Genomic DNA, 21,319 nt, shown 5'->3' with positions numbered 1-21,319 from the left:
CGGACAATCGATTTGAACAGTTTAATTATCATAAAAAAGGCTCCACGATGTGGAGCCTAAACAATAAGCGATGGTATGTCGTTGTTGTTACGTTGTTAGGGCTAGAATTGCACCTGGTAGAATAACGAATACTGACATTAGGTAACCACCAACAACTGCTTTATTCTTAATAGCCATTTCAGAAATCATCTCAGCGCCTTTAACCGGAATCTCACGTAGGAATGGAATTCCAAAGATAAACAGCGTCGCCATGATGTTAAATACTAAGTGGACTAGAGCGATTTGTAGTGCGAATACTGCGAACTCTCCAGATACCGCTGTCGCTGCTAGTAGTGCCGTAATACAAGTACCAATGTTAGCACCCAGAGTGAAAGGGTAGATATCTCGTACTTTCAACACGCCAGTACCAACCAACGGAACCATTAAACTTGTCGTGGTTGAGGAAGATTGTACTAGAACGGTCACGATTGAGCCTGATACGATGCCGTGAATAGGACCACGACCGATGGCGTTTTTCAAAATTTCACGTGCGCGACCAACCATTAGGCTCTTCATTAATTTACCCATCACTGTGATTGCAACGAAGATAGTCGCAATACCCAAAGCAATAAGCATGACGCCGCCAACAGTATCACCGAAGGTAGAAAGTGGCTCTTTAATTGCGCCTACGACTGGCTTTGTAATTGGTTTAATAAAGTTGAAGCCTTTAATGCTCATATCACCAGTAGCAAGCAGTGGAGAAACAAGCCAGTGAGAAACTTTCTCTAAAATGCCGAACATCATTTCCAACGGAAGGAAAATAGCGACAGCAAGCAAGTTGAAGAAGTCGTGAATGGTTGCACTTGCAAATGCACGTTTGAACTCTTCTTTACAGCGCACGTGGCCAAGAGATACAAGCGTATTGGTCACTGTGGTACCAATGTTAGCACCCATCACCATAGGGATAGCGGTTTCTACAGGTAAGCCACCTGCAACCAAGCCTACAATAATAGACGTTACAGTACTTGAAGACTGAATTAAGGCTGTTGCCACCAAGCCGATCATTAGACCTGCAACTGGGTGTGCGGCAAATTCAAATAGCACCTTAGCTTGATCGCCAGTTGCCCATTTAAAGCCACTACCAACCATAGATACTGCTAGAAGAAGCAGATATAACATGAATGCCAAGTTAGCCCAGCGTAACCAACGAGCTGTGCTCGAAATTGGTGCCACTGTTGAAGTAGCTTGGTTCATCATAATTTTCTCCGTTGACCTTTCAGTTCATTTTTCGGTCTGTAGTTGAATCTGCGGGCGATGTTAGAGAACAAATATTTCAGTAATATTACAGATTTCTTGCTGTGAGAGATTTTTATTGTTCTTTTTGATAATGGCGTAAAAGAGGAAGAAAATTAATTTTTAAATTGTTGATTTTAATGGTTAAATTTTGATTTCGTTTTGTTTGGTTTTTGCGTTTTTTTTGTAGAGAAAATGCGCCTCAGTTCAACTTTTATGACAGTGTTGACTTTATACTTTCGGTAAAACTTATGCTTTTGTAAGGTATTGTATGGTTTTGTCGAGTTTATTGTTTGTCTCTGTCACATTTGGTATAAAAAGTATCACTTTCTTTTCGGGACTCGATCATGTCACATCTAAACTACAACCATCTCTATTATTTCTGGATGGTGTGCAAACAGGGCTCTGTAACTAAGGCGGCTGACGCGCTCTTCCTGACACCGCAAACCGTGACAGGACAGATTAAAGCGCTTGAAGAGCGCATGAAAGGAAAGTTAACCAAGCGCAATGGTCGTACAGTTGAGCCCACTGAGTTAGGTCAGCTTGTGTTTAAGTACGCCGACCGGATGTTCGGTTTGAGCTATGAGATGTTAGATATCGTCAATTACAGCCAGCACTCGAACATTCTATTTGAAGTTGGTGTAGCCGATGCATTATCTAAACGCTTGGTCAGTAAAGTACTGATGACGACCGTCCCGGAAGATAACAGTATTCATTTACGCTGTTATGAATCGACCCACGAACTGCTACTTGAACGCCTTTCTCAGCACAAGCTAGATATGATCCTTTCGGATTGTCCCGTTGATTCTACTCAAAGTCCTGGCCTTTATAGTAAAAAGTTAGGTGAAAGTAGCATGAGCTTTTTTGCTTCTTCTGAAATTGAAAATGTGCGATTCCCTGAGATCTTGGAACAAAAAAAACTTCTGATTCCCGCGAGCCGAACGGCTATGGGGCGTAAAGTTATTCAATGGTTTGATCGTCAAGGTCTTCAACCCAATGTGCTGGGGGAGTTTGATGATGTTGCGTTGATGAAAGCTTTTGCTCGGTACCACGATGATGTGATTTTCTTGGCACCGACCGTATACATGTCGGAGATTGAAGACGACCGAAATTTACAGCTAATTGGCCATGTCGATGGGCTAAAAGAAGAGTACTACGTGATTTTTGCGGAACGAATGATCCAACACCCCGCGGTAAAAAATGTTTGTGATGCTGATTTCAGTCAAATGTTTGAGTAAACCCGTATCGTTGCGTAAATAAATAGATTACTATCAATAAAAATATAATTCTAAATAATATCTAAGTAAGCAAGATACTTGTTTTAGTGAGCAAAACTATTAATTATTGATGGCGCACCAATTAAAATCCTTGGTGGATAATATTGGTGTATCACTAACAACTAAATTAGAGGTTCTAATAATGAAGACTCTGGAAGTGTATCTTGATTTTCTTAGATATATAAATCAGTGCAACACAACAAGCTGGCCAGGGTTGGAATAAGTAAGTTGTAGCTAGAGGTCCAACACATGAATCTACAAGAAATGGAGCAGAACTCCGCAAAAGCCGTCGTGTTGCTCAAAGCGATGGCAAACGAGAGACGCCTACAAATCCTTTGTATGCTGCATAACCAAGAGCTGTCCGTGGGAGAGCTGTGTGCAAAGTTAGAGCTAAGCCAGTCGGCATTATCTCAGCATCTTGCTTGGCTTCGCCGTGATGAGTTAGTCACGACAAGGAAAGAAGCACAAACGGTGTACTACACATTAAAGAGTGATGAAGTGAAAGCGTTAATAAAAACACTGCATAGTCTTTATTGTGCTGAGAGTGCTCAACATTAATTAAATAGTCCTAATATACTGCTCATCTTAGAGTGTGAATCTAACTTGTTGGAATATTTGAGAGTGGCGTTAAACTTTTGATGATAGGGTACTACTCATCGGCCAATTTGCTTTGTTCTCAAGTGTTTTATTAGTGGTTTCTAGTTTGAGCGTTATATGGGTAATGAATAAGCTGATGTCTTTAAATGGGACATTCAGAAAAAGAAAAGCTGGCATTGCCAGCTTTTTTTATTTTCAGCCCTAAACCACCTACTTCAGTAGGTGGTTATCATCCGTTTCGGCTTTGCCTGTAAAACTACTCATGCTAAATGCGTCTTTGATTTTTCCAGAAGTCAAAGAGGACAAATAACATGAGTAGATACAATCAAGCTTCCCACGTATTTTGGCGTTGTCAATACCATATAGTGTGGACGCCAAAGTATCGATTTAGGATCTTGAAGAACAATATAGGTAAAGAAGTTTATCGATGTATTTATGTTTACTGTAATCAACTTGGATGTGAAGTCGTAGAGCTAAACGTACAAGTTGACCACGTACATTTAGTTGTAAAGGTCCCACCAAAGCTTTCGATATCCAAGTTGATGGGGGTATTGAAAGGCAAAATAGCCTTAAAGCTATTTAGCAAGTTTCCTCACCTTAGGAAGAACAGGCTTTGGGGTAATCACTTTTGGCAAAGAGGCTATTTTGTCGATAGTGTTGGAATCAATGAAGAAATAATACGCCGATATGTAAGACATCAAGAGAAGCAAGAGCGAGTAGAGCAGCAGCAATTGGCGCTGGACTAAACAAAGGCCCCCTTTTAGGGGGCTCACACAAAGCCACCTTCTTTAGAAGGTGGTAATTTACTAAGAAAATTTTGTAGATATAAAAAAACCGACACAAGGTCGGTTTTTTCTTCACTGTAAAATCAGGACTCTATTAAAGAGCTTTGATTTGTGCAGCGAAACGAGACTTATGGCGAGCTGCTTTATTCTTGTGAATAAGGCCTTTAGTTGCCATGCGGTCTAGGATAGGTGTAACTACAGCGAATGCAGCAGTTGCAGCTTCTTTGTCGCCTGCTTCGATAGCAGCAACAGTTTTCTTCATGTAAGTACGCATCATTGAGCGACGGCTAGCATTGTGCTGACGACGTTTCTCAGCTTGGATAGCGCGCTTCTTAGCAGATTTACTATTTGCCAAGGGTCTAACTCCCAAAAACTTAGTTCTGTGACAATTTAAGGGCGAGGAATATCCCTCATTTGCGCTTAAATGTCAAATGATTTGTGCAAAAACCGATCTAAGCCAAAACAAATTTTGGTAAGAGAGGTTATCGCGGTTAAGATGGCGGGGATTCTAACAGCATTTTTATACCAATGCTAATAATTATCCGCGAAAGGCACACTTATTCCTTACAACCCGCGGATAGATTTTTGACGTCTATTTGCAGCACCTGTCAGAGAAACAGTATAGGGTTAGCTGTCTTATGGTGATATTCCGAGGTTACAGTGAGTAAACGACTACTCAAGTCTGGCATGATCGTCAGTGCTATGACATTTATTTCCCGCGTTCTTGGCCTAGTTCGTGATGTTGTAGTGGCAAATTTAATGGGGGCAGGAGCAAGCGCAGACGTCTTTTTCTTCGCCAATAAAATTCCTAATTTTTTACGACGTTTGTTTGCTGAAGGTGCTTTTTCCCAAGCGTTTGTACCTGTTTTAACGGAAAGCCATGCTCAAGGCGACATGGATAAAACTCGGGAGCTCATTGCTCGTGCAGCGGGCACGTTGGGGGTGATAGTCTCAATTGTTACCATCTTAGGTGTTCTAGGTTCCGGTGTGGTGACTGCACTGTTTGGTTTTGGTTGGTTCCTAGACTGGATGCATGGTGGTCCCGCGGCTGAGAAGTTCGAACTTGCTAGCGTGATGCTCAAGATTACCTTTCCTTATTTATGGTTCATCACTTTTGTTGCCCTATCGGGAGCCATTCTTAATACACTAGGTAAGTTTGCGGTTTCTTCGTTTACTCCCGTCTTCCTCAACGTAATGATCATTTTGGCAGCATGGTTTATCTCGCCGCAGATGTCACAGCCAGAGATTGGTCTTGCCATCGGTGTTTTCCTTGGTGGTTTGGTTCAGTTCTTATTTCAAATCCCTTTCCTTATTAAAGCGGGGGTTATGGTTAAGCCAAAATGGGGCTGGCGCGATCCGGGCGTGGTGAAGATCCGAACCTTAATGATTCCTGCTTTGTTCGGTGTGTCGGTAAGCCAAATCAACTTGTTGTTTGATACTTTTATTGCCAGCTTTCTGCAAACCGGTTCGATCAGTTGGTTGTACTATTCAGATCGCTTGTTGGAATTCCCGTTAGGTCTGTTTGGTATTGCTATTGCAACGGTGATTTTACCAGCATTATCACGCAAACATGTTGACGCACAAAATGAAGGATTCGCACAAACCATGGACTGGGGGGTGCGCATGGTGATCTTACTTGGCCTTCCTGCAATGCTTGGTTTGATGGTACTGGCAAAACCTATGTTGATGGTGTTATTCATGCGAGGTGAGTTTTCGCCACAAGACGTACATCAAGCATCACTGTCACTCTTTGCTTACGCTTCAGGCTTGTTGAACTTTATGCTGATTAAAGTGCTTGCTCCGGGGTATTACTCGCGTCAAGACACCAAAACGCCAGTGAAATACGGCATCATTGCGATGGTGACCAACATGGTATTTAATGCAATTTTTGCGTACTTCTATGGCTACGTTGGCTTGGCTATCGCGACAGCACTATCGGCATTTGTGAATATGGCACTACTGTATCGTGGCCTGCACATCGCAGAGGTATACCAAATCACTAAGCGAACCGTCTTCTTTATTATACGTTTAGCTATTGCTGGCGCGGCGATGGTGGCGGCAATCTTATGGCAACTGGAAGATATGTCAGTATGGCTGGGCTGGAGCTTTGCTCACCGAAGCGCGGTGCTAGGGATGTTGATCGGTTTAGGAGCAGTGGTTTACCTAGTGGTTCTATTTTTAACTGGTGCGCGTTTAAAAGACCTAAAAGCTGGGACAGACTGAGGGTGATTAGTATATAATCCGTCAGTTTCACACAGTGTAAAGTAAAACAGAGGCAGAAAGCAGTATCCAATGGAACTGATTAGAGGCATTCACAATATCAACCCGCGACATCATGGTTGTGTGCTGACTATTGGCAATTTCGATGGTGTCCATAAAGGCCATCAACAAGTATTGCAGCAAGTGTCTGAGCAAGCGGACAGGCTATCCTTGCCTTCTGTTGTGATGACCTTTGAACCTCAGCCGATGGAGCTGTTTGCCAAAGACAAGGCACCTGCAAGGTTGACGCGATTACGCGATAAGTTCGTGCAATTGAGTAAGCTCGATATTGACCGCTTACTGTGTGTCAATTTCAATCGCCATTTTGCAAGTTTAACCGCGGAAGAGTTTATCCGTGACTTGTTGGTCGAGCGTTTGGGTGTTAAGTTTCTTGTCGTTGGTGATGATTTCTGCTTTGGCAAAGGCCGTACAGGTAACTTTGCAATGCTGCAGGAAGCAGGGGAAAAATACGGCTTTGATGTCGTAAGTACCCAGAGCTTTTGTTTACAACAATTACGTGTCAGCAGTACGGCTATCCGTCAAGCGCTGGCGCGTGACGATTTGCATTCCGCGCAACAGATGCTGGGAAGAAACTACAGCATCAGCGGTCGTGTTTCTCACGGAAGAAAGCTAGGTCGAACCATTGGGTTCCCTACTGCAAATATTCCTTTGAAACGCTGTGTTTCTCCGGTTTCCGGAGTCTATGTTGTTCAAGCGCTTGGCTTAGGAAATAAGCCAGTTGGTGGTGTTGCTAATATTGGTCAAAGACCAACCGTCAATGGTGTTCGCCAACAGTTAGAAGTGCACTTATTCGACTTTCATGCCAATTTATATGGCAAGCAACTAGAAGTGGAACTTTTGCATAAACTTCGAGATGAGCAAAAGTTTGAGTCGTTTGAAGCACTTAAACAACAAATCGAATTGGATGCTGAAGCAGCAAGGGTGTGGCTGCGTCAGCTTAAGCGTTGAGCGGTTTATTCCACCGTTCAACATAATGTCTAATTTTCGCCCAATATAACGGAATTAAGAATCGATGAGTGAGTATAAAGATACCCTGAACTTACCTGAAACAGGGTTTCCAATGCGCGGCAACCTGGCCAATCGTGAGCCAGAAATGCTTAAGCGTTGGTACAAAGAAGATCTTTACGGTGAAATCCGTAAAGCTAAGAAAGGCAAAAAGTCATTCGTATTGCACGATGGCCCTCCTTACGCAAATGGTGACATTCATATTGGTCACGCACTAAACAAGATTCTTAAAGACATTATTATTAAATCCAAAACACTTTCAGGTTTTGACGCACCTTACATCCCAGGCTGGGACTGCCACGGTCTACCAATCGAATTAATGGTAGAGAAGAAAGTAGGTAAGCCAGGCCAAAAAGTGACAGCAGCGGAATTCCGCGAGAAATGTCGTGAATACGCAGCAGGTCAGGTTGAAGGTCAGAAAGAGAGCTTTAAACGCCTTGGTATCATGGGTGAGTGGGACAAGCCATACCGCACTATGGATTTCGCTACTGAAGCGAACATTATTCGTGCTCTTGGTAAGATCGCAAGCAATGGTCACCTGCTAAAAGGTTTCAAACCTGTTCACTGGTGTACAGACTGTGGTTCTGCTCTTGCTGAAGCGGAAGTAGAATACAAAGATAAAGTATCGCCATCTATCGACGTTCGTTTTAAAGCGGCTGACGAAGCGGCACTGTTGTCTAAATTTGAGCTGACTGAAGGTCATGAAGGTCACGGTGACGTATCTATCGTTATCTGGACAACAACACCTTGGACACTGCCAGCAAACCGCGCAGTATGTCTACGTGATGATCTAGAGTACGTGCTTATCCAAACAGAAGGCGACAACGCTGAGCGTATCATCGTTGCTGCTGAGCTAGCGAAAGACGTAATGGACCGTGCGGGTATCGAGCACTTCCACAACCTTGGCTTTGCTAAAGGTGCGGACCTAGAGCTTTCTCAATTCCAACACCCATTCTACGATTTCACTGTACCGGCGATCCTTGGTGATCACGTTACGACTGATTCAGGTACTGGTGTTGTTCACACTGCTCCTGGTCACGGTCAAGAAGACTTCGCGGTTGGTAACAAGTACAACCTAGAAGTAGCAAACCCAGTTGGCTCAAACGGTGTTTACCTACCAGATACAGAGCTATTTGCTGGTCAGCACGTATTTAAAGCGAACGATGCAGTAGTAGAAGTACTAAAAGAAAAAGGTGCACTACTACACCACCACGCTTACGAGCACAGCTACCCACACTGTTGGCGTCATAAGACTCCAATCATCTTCCGTGCTACACCTCAATGGTTCGTTTCTATGGACCAAGCTGGCCTACGTGCTAAAGCATTAGAGTCAATCAAGAATGTAGAGTGGATGCCTGAGTGGGGTCAAAGCCGCATCGAAGGCATGATCGAAGGTCGCCCTGAGTGGTGTATCTCTCGTCAACGTACTTGGGGTGTGCCAATTGCTCTGTTTGTTCATAAAGAAACAGCAGAACTTCATCCAAACACGCTAGAGCTGATCGAGAAAGTCGCGAAGCTGGTTGAAGAGAAAGGCATTCAAGCATGGTGGGATGTAGATGCCGCTGAACTACTAGGTGCTGACGCTGACCAATACGAAAAAGTGCTAGATACGCTAGACGTATGGTTCGATTCAGGTGTGACTCACTTCTCTGTTGTTGATGCTCGTGAAGAGTACAACGGCAACAGTGCAGACCTATACCTAGAAGGTTCTGACCAACACCGTGGTTGGTTCCAGTCTTCTCTAATTTCATCTATTGCGATGAAAGACGAAGCGCCTTACAAACAAGTACTGACACACGGTTTCGTGGTTGACGGTCAGGGTCGTAAGATGTCTAAATCTATCGGTAACGTGGTTGCGCCAAAAGACGTAACCAACAAGCTAGGTGCTGACATTCTTCGTCTATGGGTTGCTTCTACAGACTACACTGGTGAAGTTGCGGTTTCTGATGAAATCCTAAAACGTAGCGCAGATGCGTACCGTCGTATCCGTAACACAGCGCGTTTCTTCCTTGCTAACCTGAGCGGCTTCAACCCTGAAACAGACATCGTTCCTGTTGAAGAGATGGTTGCGCTAGATCGCTGGGCGGTTGGTCGTGCACTAGCAGCACAAGAAGAGATTGTTAAAGCATACGAAGAGTACAACACACACGGTGTAACTCAGCGTCTAATGCAATTCTGTTCAATCGAAATGGGCTCTTTCTACCTAGACGTAATTAAAGACCGTCAGTACACAGCAAAACGTGGCGGCAACGCTCAACGTAGCTGTCAGACAGCACTTTACTACATCGTAGAAGCGCTAGTTCGTTGGATGGCGCCAATCATGTCGTTCACTGCAGATGAAATCTGGAACGAAATGCCAGGTCAACGCGACAAGTTCGTATTCACTGGTGAGTGGTTCGACGGTCTATTCGGTCTTGCTGAAGGTGAAGAGCTGAACAACGAATTCTGGACTGAGATCCAAGCGGTTCGTGGTGCAGTAAACAAACTTCTAGAAGATGCGCGTAAAGAGAAAATCATTGGTGGTGCACTACAAGCTGAAGTGACTCTATTTGCTGATGACGCACTAGCGGCGAAGATCAACAAACTTGAAGATGAACTGCGCTTTGTTCTACTAACATCTGCTGCGAAAGTTAAGCCTCTAGGTGAGAAGACGGATGCAGCACAAGCGACGGATATCGAAGGCTTGTTTGTTGAAGTAGCAGCAGCTGAAGGCGAGAAGTGTGACCGTTGTTGGCACCACACGCCAGACGTAGGCACAATCGAAGGTCACGAGAAGATCTGTGGTCGTTGTGTGTCTAACGTAGACGGCGAAGGTGAAGTACGTAAATTCGCGTAATTGCCTAGAACGACTGAACTTTTTTTAAAATTAACAGCCCCAGTATTTACTGGGGCTGTTTGTAGGTAAAGTAATGAGTGAAAAAGCACTGACGTTAAAGCAATCTGGAGTTCGCTGGCTGTGGTTAGCAATTCTGGTATTTATTGCAGATATTGGCATCAAATTGGTGGTGATGGGCAACATGGGCTACGGATGGGCAAACCGAATTGAGGTGTTGCCATTCTTCAACCTACTTTACGTTCATAACTACGGTGCCGCTTTCAGCTTCTTGAGCGATCAAGCTGGTTGGCAGCGCTGGTTATTTACAGGTATCGCGTTTGTTGTTACGGGTCTTTTGACCTACTGGATGAGTAAGCTTCCAGCAAAAGAAAAATGGAACAACATTGCTTATGCACTGATTATTGGTGGTGCAGTGGGCAACGTGTTTGACCGCGTCGTTCATGGCTTTGTTGTTGATTACCTAGACTTCTTCTGGGGTAACTACCACTGGCCAGCATTCAACCTTGCTGACATGGCGATCTGTATTGGTGCGGCAATGATTATTCTGGATGGCTTCCGTAAAAAAGACGCTGACAAGTAATCTTTTGCGGTATATCGAATAACCCTAAGCGTCGTCCGTTGATTCGAGCGACGCTTTTTATTATGTTGGAGCGCCAATCAGCATATCAATGTATAAAAAGACCAAGCTGACAGCGTAATAACCCAAGAACAAGGAAGCATTAACGTGACAACAATAACCAATGAATCGGTAGTAACCCTTCACTTTACGATTAAAATGAAAGACGGATCGGTTGCAGATAGTACTCATAACATGGGTAAACCAGCGAAGTTTGTTATGGGTGATGGCAGCTTGAGTGAAAACTTTGAGCAGTGCTTGATAGGCCTCGAAACAGGCGCACAAAAAGCGATTGAGCTAAAGGCAGAAGACGCGTTTGGTATGCCAAACCCTGATCATATTCACTATATGGATCGCACTAAATTTGTAGGTGATGCAGAAGTGGAAGTTGGTACAATCATGGCCTTCAGTGGCCCTGATGGCATGGAAATCCCGGGCATTATTACAGAGATTGCAGGCGATTCAGTCACTGTGGACTTCAACCATCCACTCGCGGGACAAGACGTGACTTTCGAAGTCGAAATTTTGTCAGTAGAATAGCGAACCAAATAAAAGATAACTTCCATGAGCAATGAAATGAAAATCCTGTTAGCTAACCCACGTGGTTTCTGTGCTGGTGTTGACCGCGCGATTAGCATCGTAGAGCGTGCGCTAGAGATGTATCAGCCACCGATTTATGTGCGTCATGAAGTGGTGCATAACCGTTTTGTGGTTGAAGGTCTAAAACAGCGTGGTGCTATCTTCGTTGAAGAACTGCACGAAGTGCCAGACAACAACATTGTGATTTTCTCCGCTCATGGTGTATCGCAGGCGGTTCGTCAGGAAGCCAAGCAGCGTGATTTGACCGTATTTGACGCAACGTGTCCTTTAGTAACCAAAGTGCATATGGAAGTGGCGCGTGCGAGCCGTCGTAATATGGAAGTGGTTCTGATTGGTCACGCAGGTCACCCTGAAGTCGAAGGTACGATGGGGCAATACGCCAGTGAAACCGGTGGTATGTACTTGGTTGAAACTCCAGCCGATGTTGAGAAACTGAAGGCGATTGTGAAAGATCCATCCGATCTTCATTACGTAAGCCAAACGACGCTTTCTGTCGATGAAACTGCCGATGTTATCGAAGAGCTACGCCGCGTGTTCCCAGATATCCAAGGTCCACGTAAAGACGATATCTGTTACGCGACACAAAACCGCCAAGATGCCGTACGTGAATTAGCTGGTGACGTAGATGTGATGGTTGTGGTGGGTTCTAAAAACTCATCAAACTCTACACGTCTTAAAGAGCTAGCTGAAAAGCTAGGGACACCTGGCTACTTAACCGACTGTCCGGAAGATATCAAACCTGAGTGGTTCGAAGGCAAAACAAAGGTCGGCGTGACTGCGGGAGCATCTGCTCCGGAAGAGCTCGTTAATCAGATTCTAGAGCGAATCAAAGAACTCGTTGGTGCCGAAGCGGTTGATGAAGTACTTGGCCGTGAAGAGAATATGTTCTTTGAAGTACCTAAAGAACTGCAAATCAAGCAAGTGGATTAGTCTCCATTTATCGAATATTCAAAAGGCGACATGTGGGTCGCCTTTTTTATATCTCTCTTAACTCATTTAGGTAATCACGAATTTGGTCTTTTCCTAAACCATCGATAATCATATCAGACATCTTCGTGATTCTTCGCTCAAGCGATTGAGCAACCTTTTCGCAATGTGCGTACATGTCTTCATCAGAACCATCGGTCGGAAAAGCATCAACTTGCCAGTTTACTCGAACACCACCTGCAAGCCACTGAGGAGCGGTTTCTTGATGTAAAGAATCACAGAGAATAATAACGATGTCGGGAAGAAACTGAGTTCGCTCCTCCCATGAATGTGTGTGGGTATGCGGAATGGGGAGTTGGTGGTCATCTAAGTATTTTTGCACCACTGGGTGCACCTTGCCTGTGGGATGTGAGCCTCCACTGGTGACACTAAAATCTGCTGACAGGATATTGGTTGCGATTGACTCCGCGAGGACGCTTCGTCCAGCGTTGTGCTTACATATGAATAAAACTTTATACATCATCGCCTCGTCTTTTCAGAGCGTCCTATTTATACGCTAGCGGAAACTCAGCGATGATGTGTGAAGTTTTTGTGTTAGTGGCTAATGCCGAGCATCTCTTTGAGCACCTTTAAGTAGCGGCGGCTTACTGGTATCTCAAAGCCTGTTTTGGTGATGATTTCCGCTAACCCATTTTCCAGTAACTTGATTTCGCTAATCGCTTTAATACTGACTAAGTATTGACGATGGCAGCGGACTAGAGGGGTTTTCTCTTCCAACGTTTTTAATGTCAGTTGGGTGCTCGCGGTTTGGCTGGTGGAGCGTACATGCACGCCGCTGATATCACTGTAAGCACATTCCACCGTGTCGGTGGCCATGATAACGATGCGGTTGTGTCCGATGCACGGTATCTGATCCAACGTGTCAGGTGTAATAGCAGACAGTTGTTGCGTTAGGGCGGATTGGCTAATGACTTTGTTTAGTCGTTTTACCGTTTTAGTTAGCCGGCATGGGTCGACAGGTTTGAGCAAGTAATCAAAGGCATTGTCTTCAAATGCTTGAATCGCATACTGATCATAAGCCGTGACAAAAACCACATAAGGCATGGTTTCTGGATCAAGCATCCCTAGTAATTCAATCCCCGTGACTTGAGGCATTTGGATATCGAGAAACACCACATCAGGCTTGAGTTCATTGATTTTTTTTAGGCCGAGGATTGCGTTTGAGGCATCGCCCACGACCTCAACTTGGCCTGTTTCATCCAGTAACTCTGCTAGCTCTTCACGAGCAAACTGTTCATCATCAATGACGAGTGCGGTTAACATCCAACATTACCTTTATTGCTTCAGCGTGCTTTTATGATTTTGGGGGAATGATAAAGCTCATTTTAGTAAATTGATGTGGCTCGCACGTAATTTTTAGCGCTGCATCACGTCCAAATTGATTAGTGAGACGCTTGTCGACAATTTCTAAACCTAGCCCTGAGTGGTTTTCTTTTGGCGGCTCAAAACTGCCTGCGTTGTCTTCGACGGTAATCAAGTGACCTTGTGGGTGTGCTTCGCTGTATATATGAACTTTACCACCTTCAAGCATGTTTGAAATGCCATGCTTAATGGCATTCTCAACCAAAGGCTGGAGTGTAAAGCTTGGTAATTTGATGTCCAGCAATTCAGGTTGAATATCGATTTCAACCTCTAAGCGGTCCGTAAAACGCGCTTTTTCGATGCTCAAGTACGAGTTCACATGTGCAAGCTCTTCCTTTAACGTCACGGTATTAATGTTCTGCTTTAAATTGCTGCGGAAGAAGTGCGATAGATTTTGGATTAGCTCGCGCGCTTTGTCAGGGTCACGACGAGTAATCGCACTAATAGTATTGAGTGCATTAAACAAAAAGTGTGGATTCACCTGAGCGTGAAGCAATTTTATTTCTGCTTGGGCGAGTAAGGCTTGTTGTTGTTGGTAATCGCCATAAAGGATTTGGCTAGATAGAAGCTGGGCTATTCCTTCCGCCATCGACATGTTGGCCGTCGAGAACAATTTACGCTTCGGTTCATACAGCTTTATGGTACCAATGACCTCTTTCCCTGCACGCAGTGGGATGATCAGCGCAGATCCGAGCTTGCAATCTTTTGCAATGGAGCATTGGTATGGACGCTCCGCACCATCAAGATAAATGATGTCGTTTTTCTCCATGGAGTCTAATGTGCTTTGCGATGAAATCGGCGTGTTCGGTTTATGGTGATCATCGCCAATGCCCACAAACGCCAAGATCTTTTCTTGGTCAGTAATCGCGACAGCGCCCACTTTGGTTTCTTCGTAAATAATACGTGCGATTTTCTCTGCGTTTTCGGTGTTGAAGCCGTTGCTTAGAATTCCCACTGAGCGATCAGCAATGGTGAGCGCTCGACGCGAAAACGTCGCAGAAAACTTTTCAAAGATTGCTTTTCTGTCTTGCAGGATACTCATGAACAACGCCGCACCAAATGAGTTCGCGATGATCATAGGCGCTGCAATAGCGGACACCAGTTCATAGGCTTGATCAAAAGGTTTCGCGACGGCGAGCAGCAAAATCATTTGCACCACTTCTGCAACAAACGTGACGCTGAATACGACGCTTGGATTAAACAGCAATGCGCCTTTATTTCGCTTGATAAGGTAAACGTGGAGCAAGCCACCAATTACGCCCTCGGCGGTGGTTGAAATTGCGCAGGCTAGGTCAGTAAAGCCACCAAGAGAGTATCGATGGATGCCACCAGTAAATCCGACGGCGAAACCTACAACAGGTCCACCAAACAGCCCGCCCATAACTGCGCCGATCGCACGAGTATTGGCAATAGCATCGTTGATGTGCAGACCGAAATAGGTGCCGAGAATACAAAAGCCAGAGAAGAGTACGTAACAAATTAGGCGGTGGCTTAAGCGCGAAGAAATACTCAGCAAAGGTAAGATGATTGGCGTTTTACTTAGCATGTAAGCCAAAACTAAGTACACACACATCTGTTGTAAAAGGGAGATGACCAGTTCCATAGTGAACCTAACCTAGAATCAATGTTGTTATTGTATACCTAAGTAACCTCAAGATGCTTGGCTCAGATAGATAAGAACAGCTAAGTAAATGATGCTGCGCTGTGCTTTCTGAGTCTTAAAGTGACTTGGGTATAAAACAAAAAGAGCCTGCAATTGGCAGGCTCCTATCTTAGTCACGCAGATGTGACGAGTATTACGCTGTTTCTGATACGGCTTGTGGTTTCTCTTCGTCAGCCAGTTCAGTTTCACCTTTACCCTTAGAGGTTTTGATAACGTAACCTGTCACAGCTAGGGCAAACACAATACCTACGATAGTTGATAGTTGCATTGGCAGACCAAAACCTAGCGAGCTGTTGTTTAAGATGAACGTGACACATACCGTGGTCATGAAGATAGCTGGGATAGTGGTAATCCAGTGCAGCTTGTTGTGACGCAGTAGGTAAGCGGACGCAGTCCAAAGCATCATTACCGCTGTTGTTTGGTTTGCAAAACCGAAGTAGCGCCAGATAATGCCGAAGTCTACTTGAGTTAAGATACCGCCGATAACGAACAGTGGAAGTGCCATCAGTAGACGGTTACGTAGCGTTTTTTGTTCCATGTTGAAGTATTCAGCAAGGATCAAGCGGCTTGAACGGAACGCTGTATCGCCAGACGTAATTGGTAGGATAACCACCCCCAGGAACGCAAGGATACCACCGAACACACCTAGCAGACCAAATGATGCGCTGTATACCACGTTACCAGGGCCACCGTTTTTCACAGCTTCTGATAGAGCGTCTAGAGAGCCGAAGAAAGACAGAGCGATAGCACACCAAATTAGCGCGATAACACCTTCACCAATCATTGCACCGTAGAATACGAAGCGACCGTTTTTCTCATTTTCCATACAACGCGCCATCAGTGGAGACTGAGTTGCGTGGAAGCCAGAGATAGCGCCACATGCGATAGTGATGAACAATGCAGGCCATAACGGCATGTCATTTGGGTTGAGGTTAGAGAACATGTCCGAAACTTGGAAGTCACCCATTACTGTGTGTTCGCTAGAGAAAGCAACGGCTGTCATTAGGCCAACAGACATAAAGATAAGTAGGGCGCCAAACAGTGGGTAGAAACGACCAATGATTTTATCGACAGGAACAATCGTAGCAATGATGTAGTAAGCAAAGATAGCAATAACCATCGTCGTCATGCTTACGCTCAAGCTTGTTTGATCATTGATGAGGTTAGTAATCATGCCAGCAGGGGCTGAAACGAACACTACGCCAACTAGAAGCAATAGGACAATGGCAAAAATATTCATAAAGTGTTTTGCGCCATTACCTAGGTAGCGACCTGTAATGGTAGGTACAGATGCACCGCCGTTACGCACTGAAAGCATGCCTGAGAAGTAATCGTGTACTGCACCAGCAAAAATACAACCGACTACAATCCAAAGCATCGCCGCAGGACCGTATAGTGCCCCCATGATCGGGCCAAAAATTGGACCAACACCTGCGATGTTAAGTAGTTGAACTAGGTAAACTTTCTTTGTTGACATTGGAACGAAGTCAACACCGTCCGATTTGGTGTGAGCTGGCGTTTGGCGTTTTTCATTGATGCCGAAAATCTTCTCGACGAAAGCGCCGTAGATGAAGTATCCGCCGATTAGGGCTGCGACACAGGTTAGAAACCACATCATAGCAATTGTCCTTGGTCTTAGTTGGGTAGGGTAATTTTTTAATCTCAGGATGCATGTTATGCGTCACTTGTGTTAAATGCATTCGGTTAGTAGATGAGTGGTCGAATAGAGCACTGAGTGGTCGATATGCTGCTTGAGCGGTTTTTAAAAATGGCGAAAGGTTGATGACAGTCTTGAGCTGCTGATTTGAGTCATCAGTGGTTAAATCTGCAAGCTCAGCGGCAAGCGCCAATAATTAGTGGTAAGCTTATTTTTGAAAACAATTACTTAAGGAAGAACCATGAAAAAGGTAACGGTAGGTCTGGCACTGGCTTTACTTGCAGGATGCACAGCAACGACAGCAGATCTTGCCAAGTCGGGAGATTGGCATCAGATCGGATATCAAGATGGCATAACCGGACACACATCGCGCACGATGAGCGAGCTTCGTGAATTGGGTAGTGTTAAGCAAAGTGACTACGACCAAGGTTATTTAGAAGGTTTACGTGAGTACTGTAATCCTGCTTTTGCGTATCAAATGGGGTTATCTGGTCAGTATTACGAAGGGGTTTGTGAAGGTACTGAGCAAGCGCAAAAATTCCGCATGGAATGGCAACGTGGTTGGAATGAATACTCAAATTAATAGTCAATAAAGCCGTTGTTACACTGTCTGCATCACATAAATGTGGCAAAGTCTTCCTTATTAAACTATATTCATACTGCTTGATAGTGAGCACAGAAAAAAGGAATCACATTATGTCAACGCAAATGGCTGGTGGCTGGAGTCCATTTCATGAACTCACAGCAGATAATAAAGAAGTATTTGCTAAAGGTATCGAGGGGTTTGTCGGTGTCAAATACTCCCCTTTGGTTGTGGCTACTCAAGTCGTAGCCGGACAAAACTATGCGTTTTTCTGTAATGCAGAAGTTGTCTACCCTGGAGCACAACCATACCCAGCAATGGTTCATATGTTCAGTGACCTTGAAGGTAAAGTCGGTATTACTCACATTGAACGATTGAACTACTAAATTGAGCCATAAAGGCGCCTGACTTTTAAATAAGTGAGGCGCTTTATTGATTAAGATTGATTAGTTTGCGCGATCACGACTTTTCTTAAATATCCTTGCTTGGCGTTCAGTTGCTCAGTCGCGCTTTCTCTATCCAGCCCGGTTAAAATCATCAAAATCGCTAACTTGGCGTCGTAGTCCGTTTCTTTGAGCGCCGTTTTAGCCTCTTGGTTAGTACAATCTGTTGCTTGCATAACAATACGAGCCGCTCTTGCAACTAGCTTTGCATTCGTCGCTTTCACATCTACCATTAAGTTCTGATAACTTTTGCCTAGGCGAATCATGCTTGCGGTAGTGAGCATGTTCAGTACGAGTTTTTGTGCCGTCCCTGATTTTAAGCGAGTGGATCCCGTTAACGCTTCAGGTCCAACAACGGGGCTAATCGCAATATCAGCAATATCTGCAATCGGAGAGTCAGGGTTACAAGATAGTGCTACAGTGGTGGCACCAAGCTCGTTCGCATACTCTAAGCCACCAATCACGTAAGGTGTTCGTCCACTTGCCGCAATACCAACGACGACATCGCGTTGTGTTAGCGTATTCTCTTTAAGATCTTGCTCGCCTAATGTAGGGTCGTCCTCCGCCCCTTCTTTTGCACGGAACATTGCCTCTTTTCCACCGGCAATAATACCAACGACCATCTCTGGATCTGTGCCAAAAGTTGGTGGACATTCTGAAGCGTCCAAAACGCCAAGTCGACCACTGGTACCCGCACCGATGTAAAACAACCGACCTCCGACCTTAAATGCTTCCGTGATCTTATCAACGACTTCAGCGATCTCAGGCAACACTTTTTCAACGGCAAGAGGAACGAGTTTGTCCTGTTGGTTGATGCGTTGAACAATATCGAGAGAAGGCAGCAAGTCGATGTCCATGGTGTCTGGATTTCGCCCTTCAGATACCAGATGGGATAAAGCTGCGATAAGTGCATCGTTCGTCATAATGAATTAAGCCTTTTTGTTTAGGATCTATTGCCCTTAATTTTTTGAATAGAGTACACCCAGTGAAGCGAGACGACTTGCCCCCGTAACTTCCGGTAAGTTGCTAGGGAGGCCGTGAATATGGCGCTGCGCAAGCCAAGCAAACGCCATTGCTTCCATGTAGTCGCCATCAACACCTTTTTCTGCCGTTGTCGCAACGCTCCATTGTGGCAATAACTTGGCCAGTCGTTGCATCAAAAGCGGGTTTCTTGCTCCACCGCCACAGACCAATAGCTGAGGTGTGATGCCATGAGAAAACTTGTCGACTTCGTTGGCAATGGTAATTGCAGAATACTCGCAAAGTGTACGTTGTACGTCTTCGATTGGTAAATTGTGATGGGCCAGTTGTTGATGCAGCCAGTCAATATTGAACAGTTCTCGCCCGGTACTTTTAGGGGCAGGCATGGCGAGGTAAGCTTCTTTGAGTAATTGAGTCAACAAAGTAGCGTTTACCGTTCCTTTAAGTGCAAATTGTGCATCTTCGTCGAAGCTTTGCCCAGTATGCAGCGCACACCATGCGTCCATCAACATATTGCCCGGGCCTGTGTCATAGCCAATGACTGGTTGTTCTGGATGCAGTACCGAGATATTGGCAATGCCTCCAATGTTAAGTACCACAGTTGTGGAATCCTGCATCGCAAAAATGCTTTTATGGAAAGCAGGGACGAGTGGGGCACCTTGTCCACCTAGCGCCATGTCTTTACGACGAAAATCCGCTACCGTATCAATGCCTGTCTTGACTGCGATAATGTTTGCATCGCCCAATTGAGTGGTAAACGGCAAGTTTCCGGTAGGCTGATGGAATACTGTTTGACCGTGATTACCAATCGCACGAATTTGCTCTGCGACGTAACCAGACTTATTGAGTAGCTGTAACACAGCATCTGCAAATAGGTGGCCGAGCTGGTGGTCAAGTTCACCTATGGCTTTTAAATTTGTTGCTTGACCGGTACAAACAGATAACAGCATGTCTTTTAGTGCTGCGGGCATTGGGTAGTCGTCGTGCGCAATCAGGCGAACGTGCTCATCGCTTATTTCAACTAGAGCGGTATCAACACCATCCATACTCGTTCCAGACATCACACCAATGTACAGTTCGTTAAATTTCATAGCCGATCTCGTCAATTCTTCATTCACTTATTGTAAAGCAAATCTGAAGCGAATAACCTCATCGAATACGAGATATTCAGCCGATTTTGAGGAGAAAACATGGGACCGTTATGGGTTGACGTTGCGGGGTATGAACTGACCGCTGAAGACAAAGAAATCTTGGAGCATCCTACGGTTGGTGGCTTAATTCTATTTGCTCGCAACTATCATGATAGCGAACAGCTTCAAGCACTTACTCAATCCATCCGAAAGGCGGCTAAGCGCCCGTTTTTGATCGGTGTGGATCAAGAAGGCGGCCGAGTGCAGCGCTTTCGTGAAGGTTTCTCATTAATTCCTGCTGCTGATGAGTACGCTAAACATCAAAATGGTGAAGAGCTTGCTCGTATGGGCGGTTGGTTAATGGCAGCAGAGCTGATTGCCCATGATATTGATTTAAGCTTTGCCCCGGTACTTGACCAAGGCCATCAATGTAAAGCGATCGGTAACCGCGCATTCGGTGAAGATGCCGATACCATTCTTCGCTATAGCACTGCTTATATGCAAGGAATGAAGAGTGTTGGCATGGCAACGACAGGCAAACACTTCCCTGGACATGGTGGCGTGATTGCAGACTCACATCTAGAAACACCATACGACGAGCGCAGTGATATTTTTGAACAAGATATGGCGATCTTCAAAGCGCAAATTGATGCCGGTATTTTAGATGCCATGATGCCTGCTCACGTGATTTTCCCACATTATGATGCTCAACCAGCCAGCGGTTCTGAATACTGGTTAAAACAGGTCCTGCGTCAGCAATTGGGTTTTAAAGGTTTGGTTTTTTCGGATGACTTGACCATGGAAGGCGCTGCGATTATGGGCAGCCCAGCCGAGCGAGGTGCTCAAGCATTGAGAGCTGGTTGCGATATGTTGTTAATGTGTAATAAACGAGAAGCGCACGTTGAGATATTAGACAACTTACCGGTTTCAACCGTGCCACTCGCGGATGCATTACTGAAAAAACAGTCATTTTCTCCAAGCGAACTTAAGCTATCTCAAGAGTGGAAAGCGGCGAGTGAAGCGATGAAACGCTTGACTAGCTAAACCTCTTGTAAAAGATTCAAAACAGCGATGAGAAGCCAAAGTTAATTATGCTTTGGCTTTTTATTTAACTGTAAACTTTAATTTACACTAAATGTTTTTTATTATGTACGCTTGTTTTTCTTTTTTAGCCTGTTATCTTGTCGTTAAAGCTTAGTTGTCTCACCAAGGGTTTGGTTGGGTGTAAAAATAAATATACAGGTT

Annotated in this window: 20 protein-coding genes; 12 read left to right on the top strand and 8 right to left on the bottom strand. The window is 44.8% G+C overall.

The window, feature by feature from the left end; translation table 11 throughout:
• Positions 1–87: 87 nt before the first annotated feature.
• A complete protein-coding gene (locus J4N43_RS13155) occupies positions 88–1,233 on the bottom strand; it encodes a Na/Pi symporter (protein ID WP_025768431.1) in 1,146 nt (381 codons plus the stop codon).
• Between the two features lie 386 nt (positions 1,234–1,619).
• Here J4N43_RS13155 and nhaR point away from each other — a divergent pair, with 386 nt between their 5' ends.
• The 3 genes from nhaR to tnpA all read left to right on the top strand — a co-directional run bounded on the left by nhaR (position 1,620) and on the right by tnpA (position 3,892).
• Positions 1,620–2,510, top strand: coding sequence for a transcriptional activator NhaR (nhaR, locus tag J4N43_RS13150; protein WP_005381942.1), 891 nt, complete (start codon positions 1,620–1,622; stop codon positions 2,508–2,510).
• Between the two features lie 288 nt (positions 2,511–2,798).
• Positions 2,799–3,107 (top strand): ArsR/SmtB family transcription factor, encoded by a 309-nt coding sequence (locus J4N43_RS13145; RefSeq protein WP_005381940.1) that lies wholly within the window; start codon positions 2,799–2,801, stop codon positions 3,105–3,107.
• Positions 3,108–3,457: 350 nt separating this feature from the next.
• Complete coding sequence (tnpA, locus tag J4N43_RS13140) at positions 3,458–3,892, top strand: IS200/IS605 family transposase (protein WP_017633711.1); 435 nt, start codon at positions 3,458–3,460, stop codon at positions 3,890–3,892.
• A gap of 133 nt (positions 3,893–4,025) precedes the next feature.
• On the opposite strand, the gene rpsT is transcribed toward tnpA, so the two are convergent.
• A complete protein-coding gene (rpsT, locus tag J4N43_RS13135) occupies positions 4,026–4,286 on the bottom strand; it encodes a 30S ribosomal protein S20 (RefSeq protein ID WP_005381938.1) in 261 nt (86 codons plus the stop codon).
• Between the two features lie 305 nt (positions 4,287–4,591).
• On the opposite strand from rpsT, the gene murJ reads away from it, so the two are divergent.
• From murJ to ispH, 6 genes are all read left to right on the top strand, one after another.
• Entirely contained in the window at positions 4,592–6,154 is a 1,563-nt protein-coding gene (murJ, locus tag J4N43_RS13130; protein WP_005381936.1) for a murein biosynthesis integral membrane protein MurJ, read from the top strand.
• 69 nt (positions 6,155–6,223) lie between these two features.
• Complete coding sequence (ribF, locus tag J4N43_RS13125; protein ID WP_005381933.1) at positions 6,224–7,159, top strand: bifunctional riboflavin kinase/FAD synthetase; 936 nt, start codon at positions 6,224–6,226, stop codon at positions 7,157–7,159.
• Positions 7,160–7,223: 64 nt separating this feature from the next.
• Positions 7,224–10,052: an isoleucine--tRNA ligase gene (gene ileS, locus J4N43_RS13120; protein ID WP_053350223.1), complete on the top strand. Its 2,829-nt coding sequence runs from the start codon at positions 7,224–7,226 to the stop codon at positions 10,050–10,052.
• Positions 10,053–10,125: 73 nt separating this feature from the next.
• Positions 10,126–10,632 carry a signal peptidase II gene (lspA, locus tag J4N43_RS13115; RefSeq protein ID WP_053350224.1) on the top strand — a complete coding sequence of 169 codons (507 nt, stop codon included), beginning with the start codon at positions 10,126–10,128 and terminating at the stop codon, positions 10,630–10,632.
• Between the two features lie 144 nt (positions 10,633–10,776).
• Positions 10,777–11,208 carry an FKBP-type peptidyl-prolyl cis-trans isomerase gene (fkpB, locus tag J4N43_RS13110; protein ID WP_005381922.1) on the top strand — a complete coding sequence of 144 codons (432 nt, stop codon included), beginning with the start codon at positions 10,777–10,779 and terminating at the stop codon, positions 11,206–11,208.
• Positions 11,209–11,232: 24 nt separating this feature from the next.
• Positions 11,233–12,198: a 4-hydroxy-3-methylbut-2-enyl diphosphate reductase gene (gene ispH / locus J4N43_RS13105; protein WP_005381920.1), complete on the top strand. Its 966-nt coding sequence runs from the start codon at positions 11,233–11,235 to the stop codon at positions 12,196–12,198.
• Between the two features lie 46 nt (positions 12,199–12,244).
• Here the strand turns inward: ispH and J4N43_RS13100 are convergent, their stop codons facing one another.
• The 4 genes from J4N43_RS13100 to J4N43_RS13085 all read right to left on the bottom strand — a co-directional run bounded on the left by J4N43_RS13100 (position 12,245) and on the right by J4N43_RS13085 (position 16,898).
• Positions 12,245–12,718, bottom strand: coding sequence for an arsenate-mycothiol transferase ArsC (locus J4N43_RS13100; protein ID WP_053350225.1), 474 nt, complete (start codon positions 12,716–12,718; stop codon positions 12,245–12,247).
• A gap of 71 nt (positions 12,719–12,789) precedes the next feature.
• On the bottom strand, positions 12,790–13,518 hold the full coding sequence (gene btsR / locus J4N43_RS13095) for a two-component system response regulator BtsR (protein ID WP_005381917.1): 729 nt from the start codon (positions 13,516–13,518) through the stop codon (positions 12,790–12,792).
• Positions 13,519–13,549: 31 nt separating this feature from the next.
• Positions 13,550–15,220, bottom strand: coding sequence for a sensor histidine kinase (locus J4N43_RS13090; protein WP_005381915.1), 1,671 nt, complete (start codon positions 15,218–15,220; stop codon positions 13,550–13,552).
• Positions 15,221–15,413: 193 nt separating this feature from the next.
• A complete protein-coding gene (locus tag J4N43_RS13085) occupies positions 15,414–16,898 on the bottom strand; it encodes a carbon starvation CstA family protein (RefSeq protein ID WP_005381914.1) in 1,485 nt (494 codons plus the stop codon).
• 280 nt (positions 16,899–17,178) lie between these two features.
• Here J4N43_RS13085 and J4N43_RS13080 point away from each other — a divergent pair, with 280 nt between their 5' ends.
• Both J4N43_RS13080 and J4N43_RS13075 read left to right on the top strand, forming a co-directional pair.
• Positions 17,179–17,520 carry a DUF2799 domain-containing protein gene (locus J4N43_RS13080; RefSeq protein WP_005381912.1) on the top strand — a complete coding sequence of 114 codons (342 nt, stop codon included), beginning with the start codon at positions 17,179–17,181 and terminating at the stop codon, positions 17,518–17,520.
• A 113-nt stretch (positions 17,521–17,633) separates the two neighbouring features.
• The gene (locus J4N43_RS13075) at positions 17,634–17,906 is read left to right on the top strand and encodes a hypothetical protein (protein WP_053350226.1); all 273 of its coding nucleotides are present in this window, start codon (positions 17,634–17,636) and stop codon (positions 17,904–17,906) included.
• Between the two features lie 50 nt (positions 17,907–17,956).
• On the opposite strand, the gene murQ is transcribed toward J4N43_RS13075, so the two are convergent.
• Complete coding sequence (gene murQ / locus J4N43_RS13070) at positions 17,957–18,886, bottom strand: N-acetylmuramic acid 6-phosphate etherase (protein WP_053350227.1); 930 nt, start codon at positions 18,884–18,886, stop codon at positions 17,957–17,959.
• Positions 18,887–18,922: 36 nt separating this feature from the next.
• Positions 18,923–20,035 (bottom strand): anhydro-N-acetylmuramic acid kinase, encoded by a 1,113-nt coding sequence (locus J4N43_RS13065; protein ID WP_053304359.1) that lies wholly within the window; start codon positions 20,033–20,035, stop codon positions 18,923–18,925.
• Positions 20,036–20,134: 99 nt separating this feature from the next.
• Between J4N43_RS13065 and nagZ the strand changes: the two genes are divergently transcribed.
• Positions 20,135–21,118, top strand: coding sequence for a beta-N-acetylhexosaminidase (gene nagZ / locus J4N43_RS13060; protein ID WP_053350228.1), 984 nt, complete (start codon positions 20,135–20,137; stop codon positions 21,116–21,118).
• Positions 21,119–21,319 lie beyond the last annotated feature (201 nt).

This window comes from Vibrio sp. SCSIO 43009, from assembly GCF_023716525.1.
Classification (GTDB): Bacteria; Pseudomonadota; Gammaproteobacteria; order Enterobacterales; family Vibrionaceae; genus Vibrio; species Vibrio alginolyticus.
The sequence above is the reverse complement of the archived record's forward strand: the minus strand, read 5'-3'. Positions and strand labels throughout refer to the sequence as shown.

Excerpts from the sequence above, each read along its gene's own strand:
- nhaR (WP_005381942.1), top strand. The coding sequence starts at position 1,620 with ATGTCACATCTAAACTACAACCATCTCTATTATTTCTGGATGGTGTGC.
- lspA (WP_053350224.1), top strand. The coding sequence starts at position 10,126 with ATGAGTGAAAAAGCACTGACGTTAAAGCAATCTGGAGTTCGCTGGCTG.
- J4N43_RS13100 (WP_053350225.1), bottom strand. The coding sequence starts at position 12,718 with ATGATGTATAAAGTTTTATTCATATGTAAGCACAACGCTGGACGAAGC.
- J4N43_RS13075 (WP_053350226.1), top strand. The coding sequence starts at position 17,634 with ATGTCAACGCAAATGGCTGGTGGCTGGAGTCCATTTCATGAACTCACA.
- J4N43_RS13090 (WP_005381915.1), bottom strand. The coding sequence starts at position 15,220 with ATGGAACTGGTCATCTCCCTTTTACAACAGATGTGTGTGTACTTAGTT.
- ribF (WP_005381933.1), top strand. The coding sequence starts at position 6,224 with ATGGAACTGATTAGAGGCATTCACAATATCAACCCGCGACATCATGGT.
- J4N43_RS13145 (WP_005381940.1), top strand. The coding sequence starts at position 2,799 with ATGAATCTACAAGAAATGGAGCAGAACTCCGCAAAAGCCGTCGTGTTG.
- J4N43_RS13080 (WP_005381912.1), top strand. The coding sequence starts at position 17,179 with ATGAAAAAGGTAACGGTAGGTCTGGCACTGGCTTTACTTGCAGGATGC.
- murQ (WP_053350227.1), bottom strand. The coding sequence starts at position 18,886 with ATGACGAACGATGCACTTATCGCAGCTTTATCCCATCTGGTATCTGAA.
- nagZ (WP_053350228.1), top strand. The coding sequence starts at position 20,135 with ATGGGACCGTTATGGGTTGACGTTGCGGGGTATGAACTGACCGCTGAA.
- ileS (WP_053350223.1), top strand. The coding sequence starts at position 7,224 with ATGAGTGAGTATAAAGATACCCTGAACTTACCTGAAACAGGGTTTCCA.
- btsR (WP_005381917.1), bottom strand. The coding sequence starts at position 13,518 with ATGTTAACCGCACTCGTCATTGATGATGAACAGTTTGCTCGTGAAGAG.
- ispH (WP_005381920.1), top strand. The coding sequence starts at position 11,233 with ATGAGCAATGAAATGAAAATCCTGTTAGCTAACCCACGTGGTTTCTGT.
- J4N43_RS13085 (WP_005381914.1), bottom strand. The coding sequence starts at position 16,898 with ATGATGTGGTTTCTAACCTGTGTCGCAGCCCTAATCGGCGGATACTTC.
- J4N43_RS13155 (WP_025768431.1), bottom strand. The coding sequence starts at position 1,233 with ATGAACCAAGCTACTTCAACAGTGGCACCAATTTCGAGCACAGCTCGT.
- J4N43_RS13065 (WP_053304359.1), bottom strand. The coding sequence starts at position 20,035 with ATGAAATTTAACGAACTGTACATTGGTGTGATGTCTGGAACGAGTATG.
- tnpA (WP_017633711.1), top strand. The coding sequence starts at position 3,458 with ATGAGTAGATACAATCAAGCTTCCCACGTATTTTGGCGTTGTCAATAC.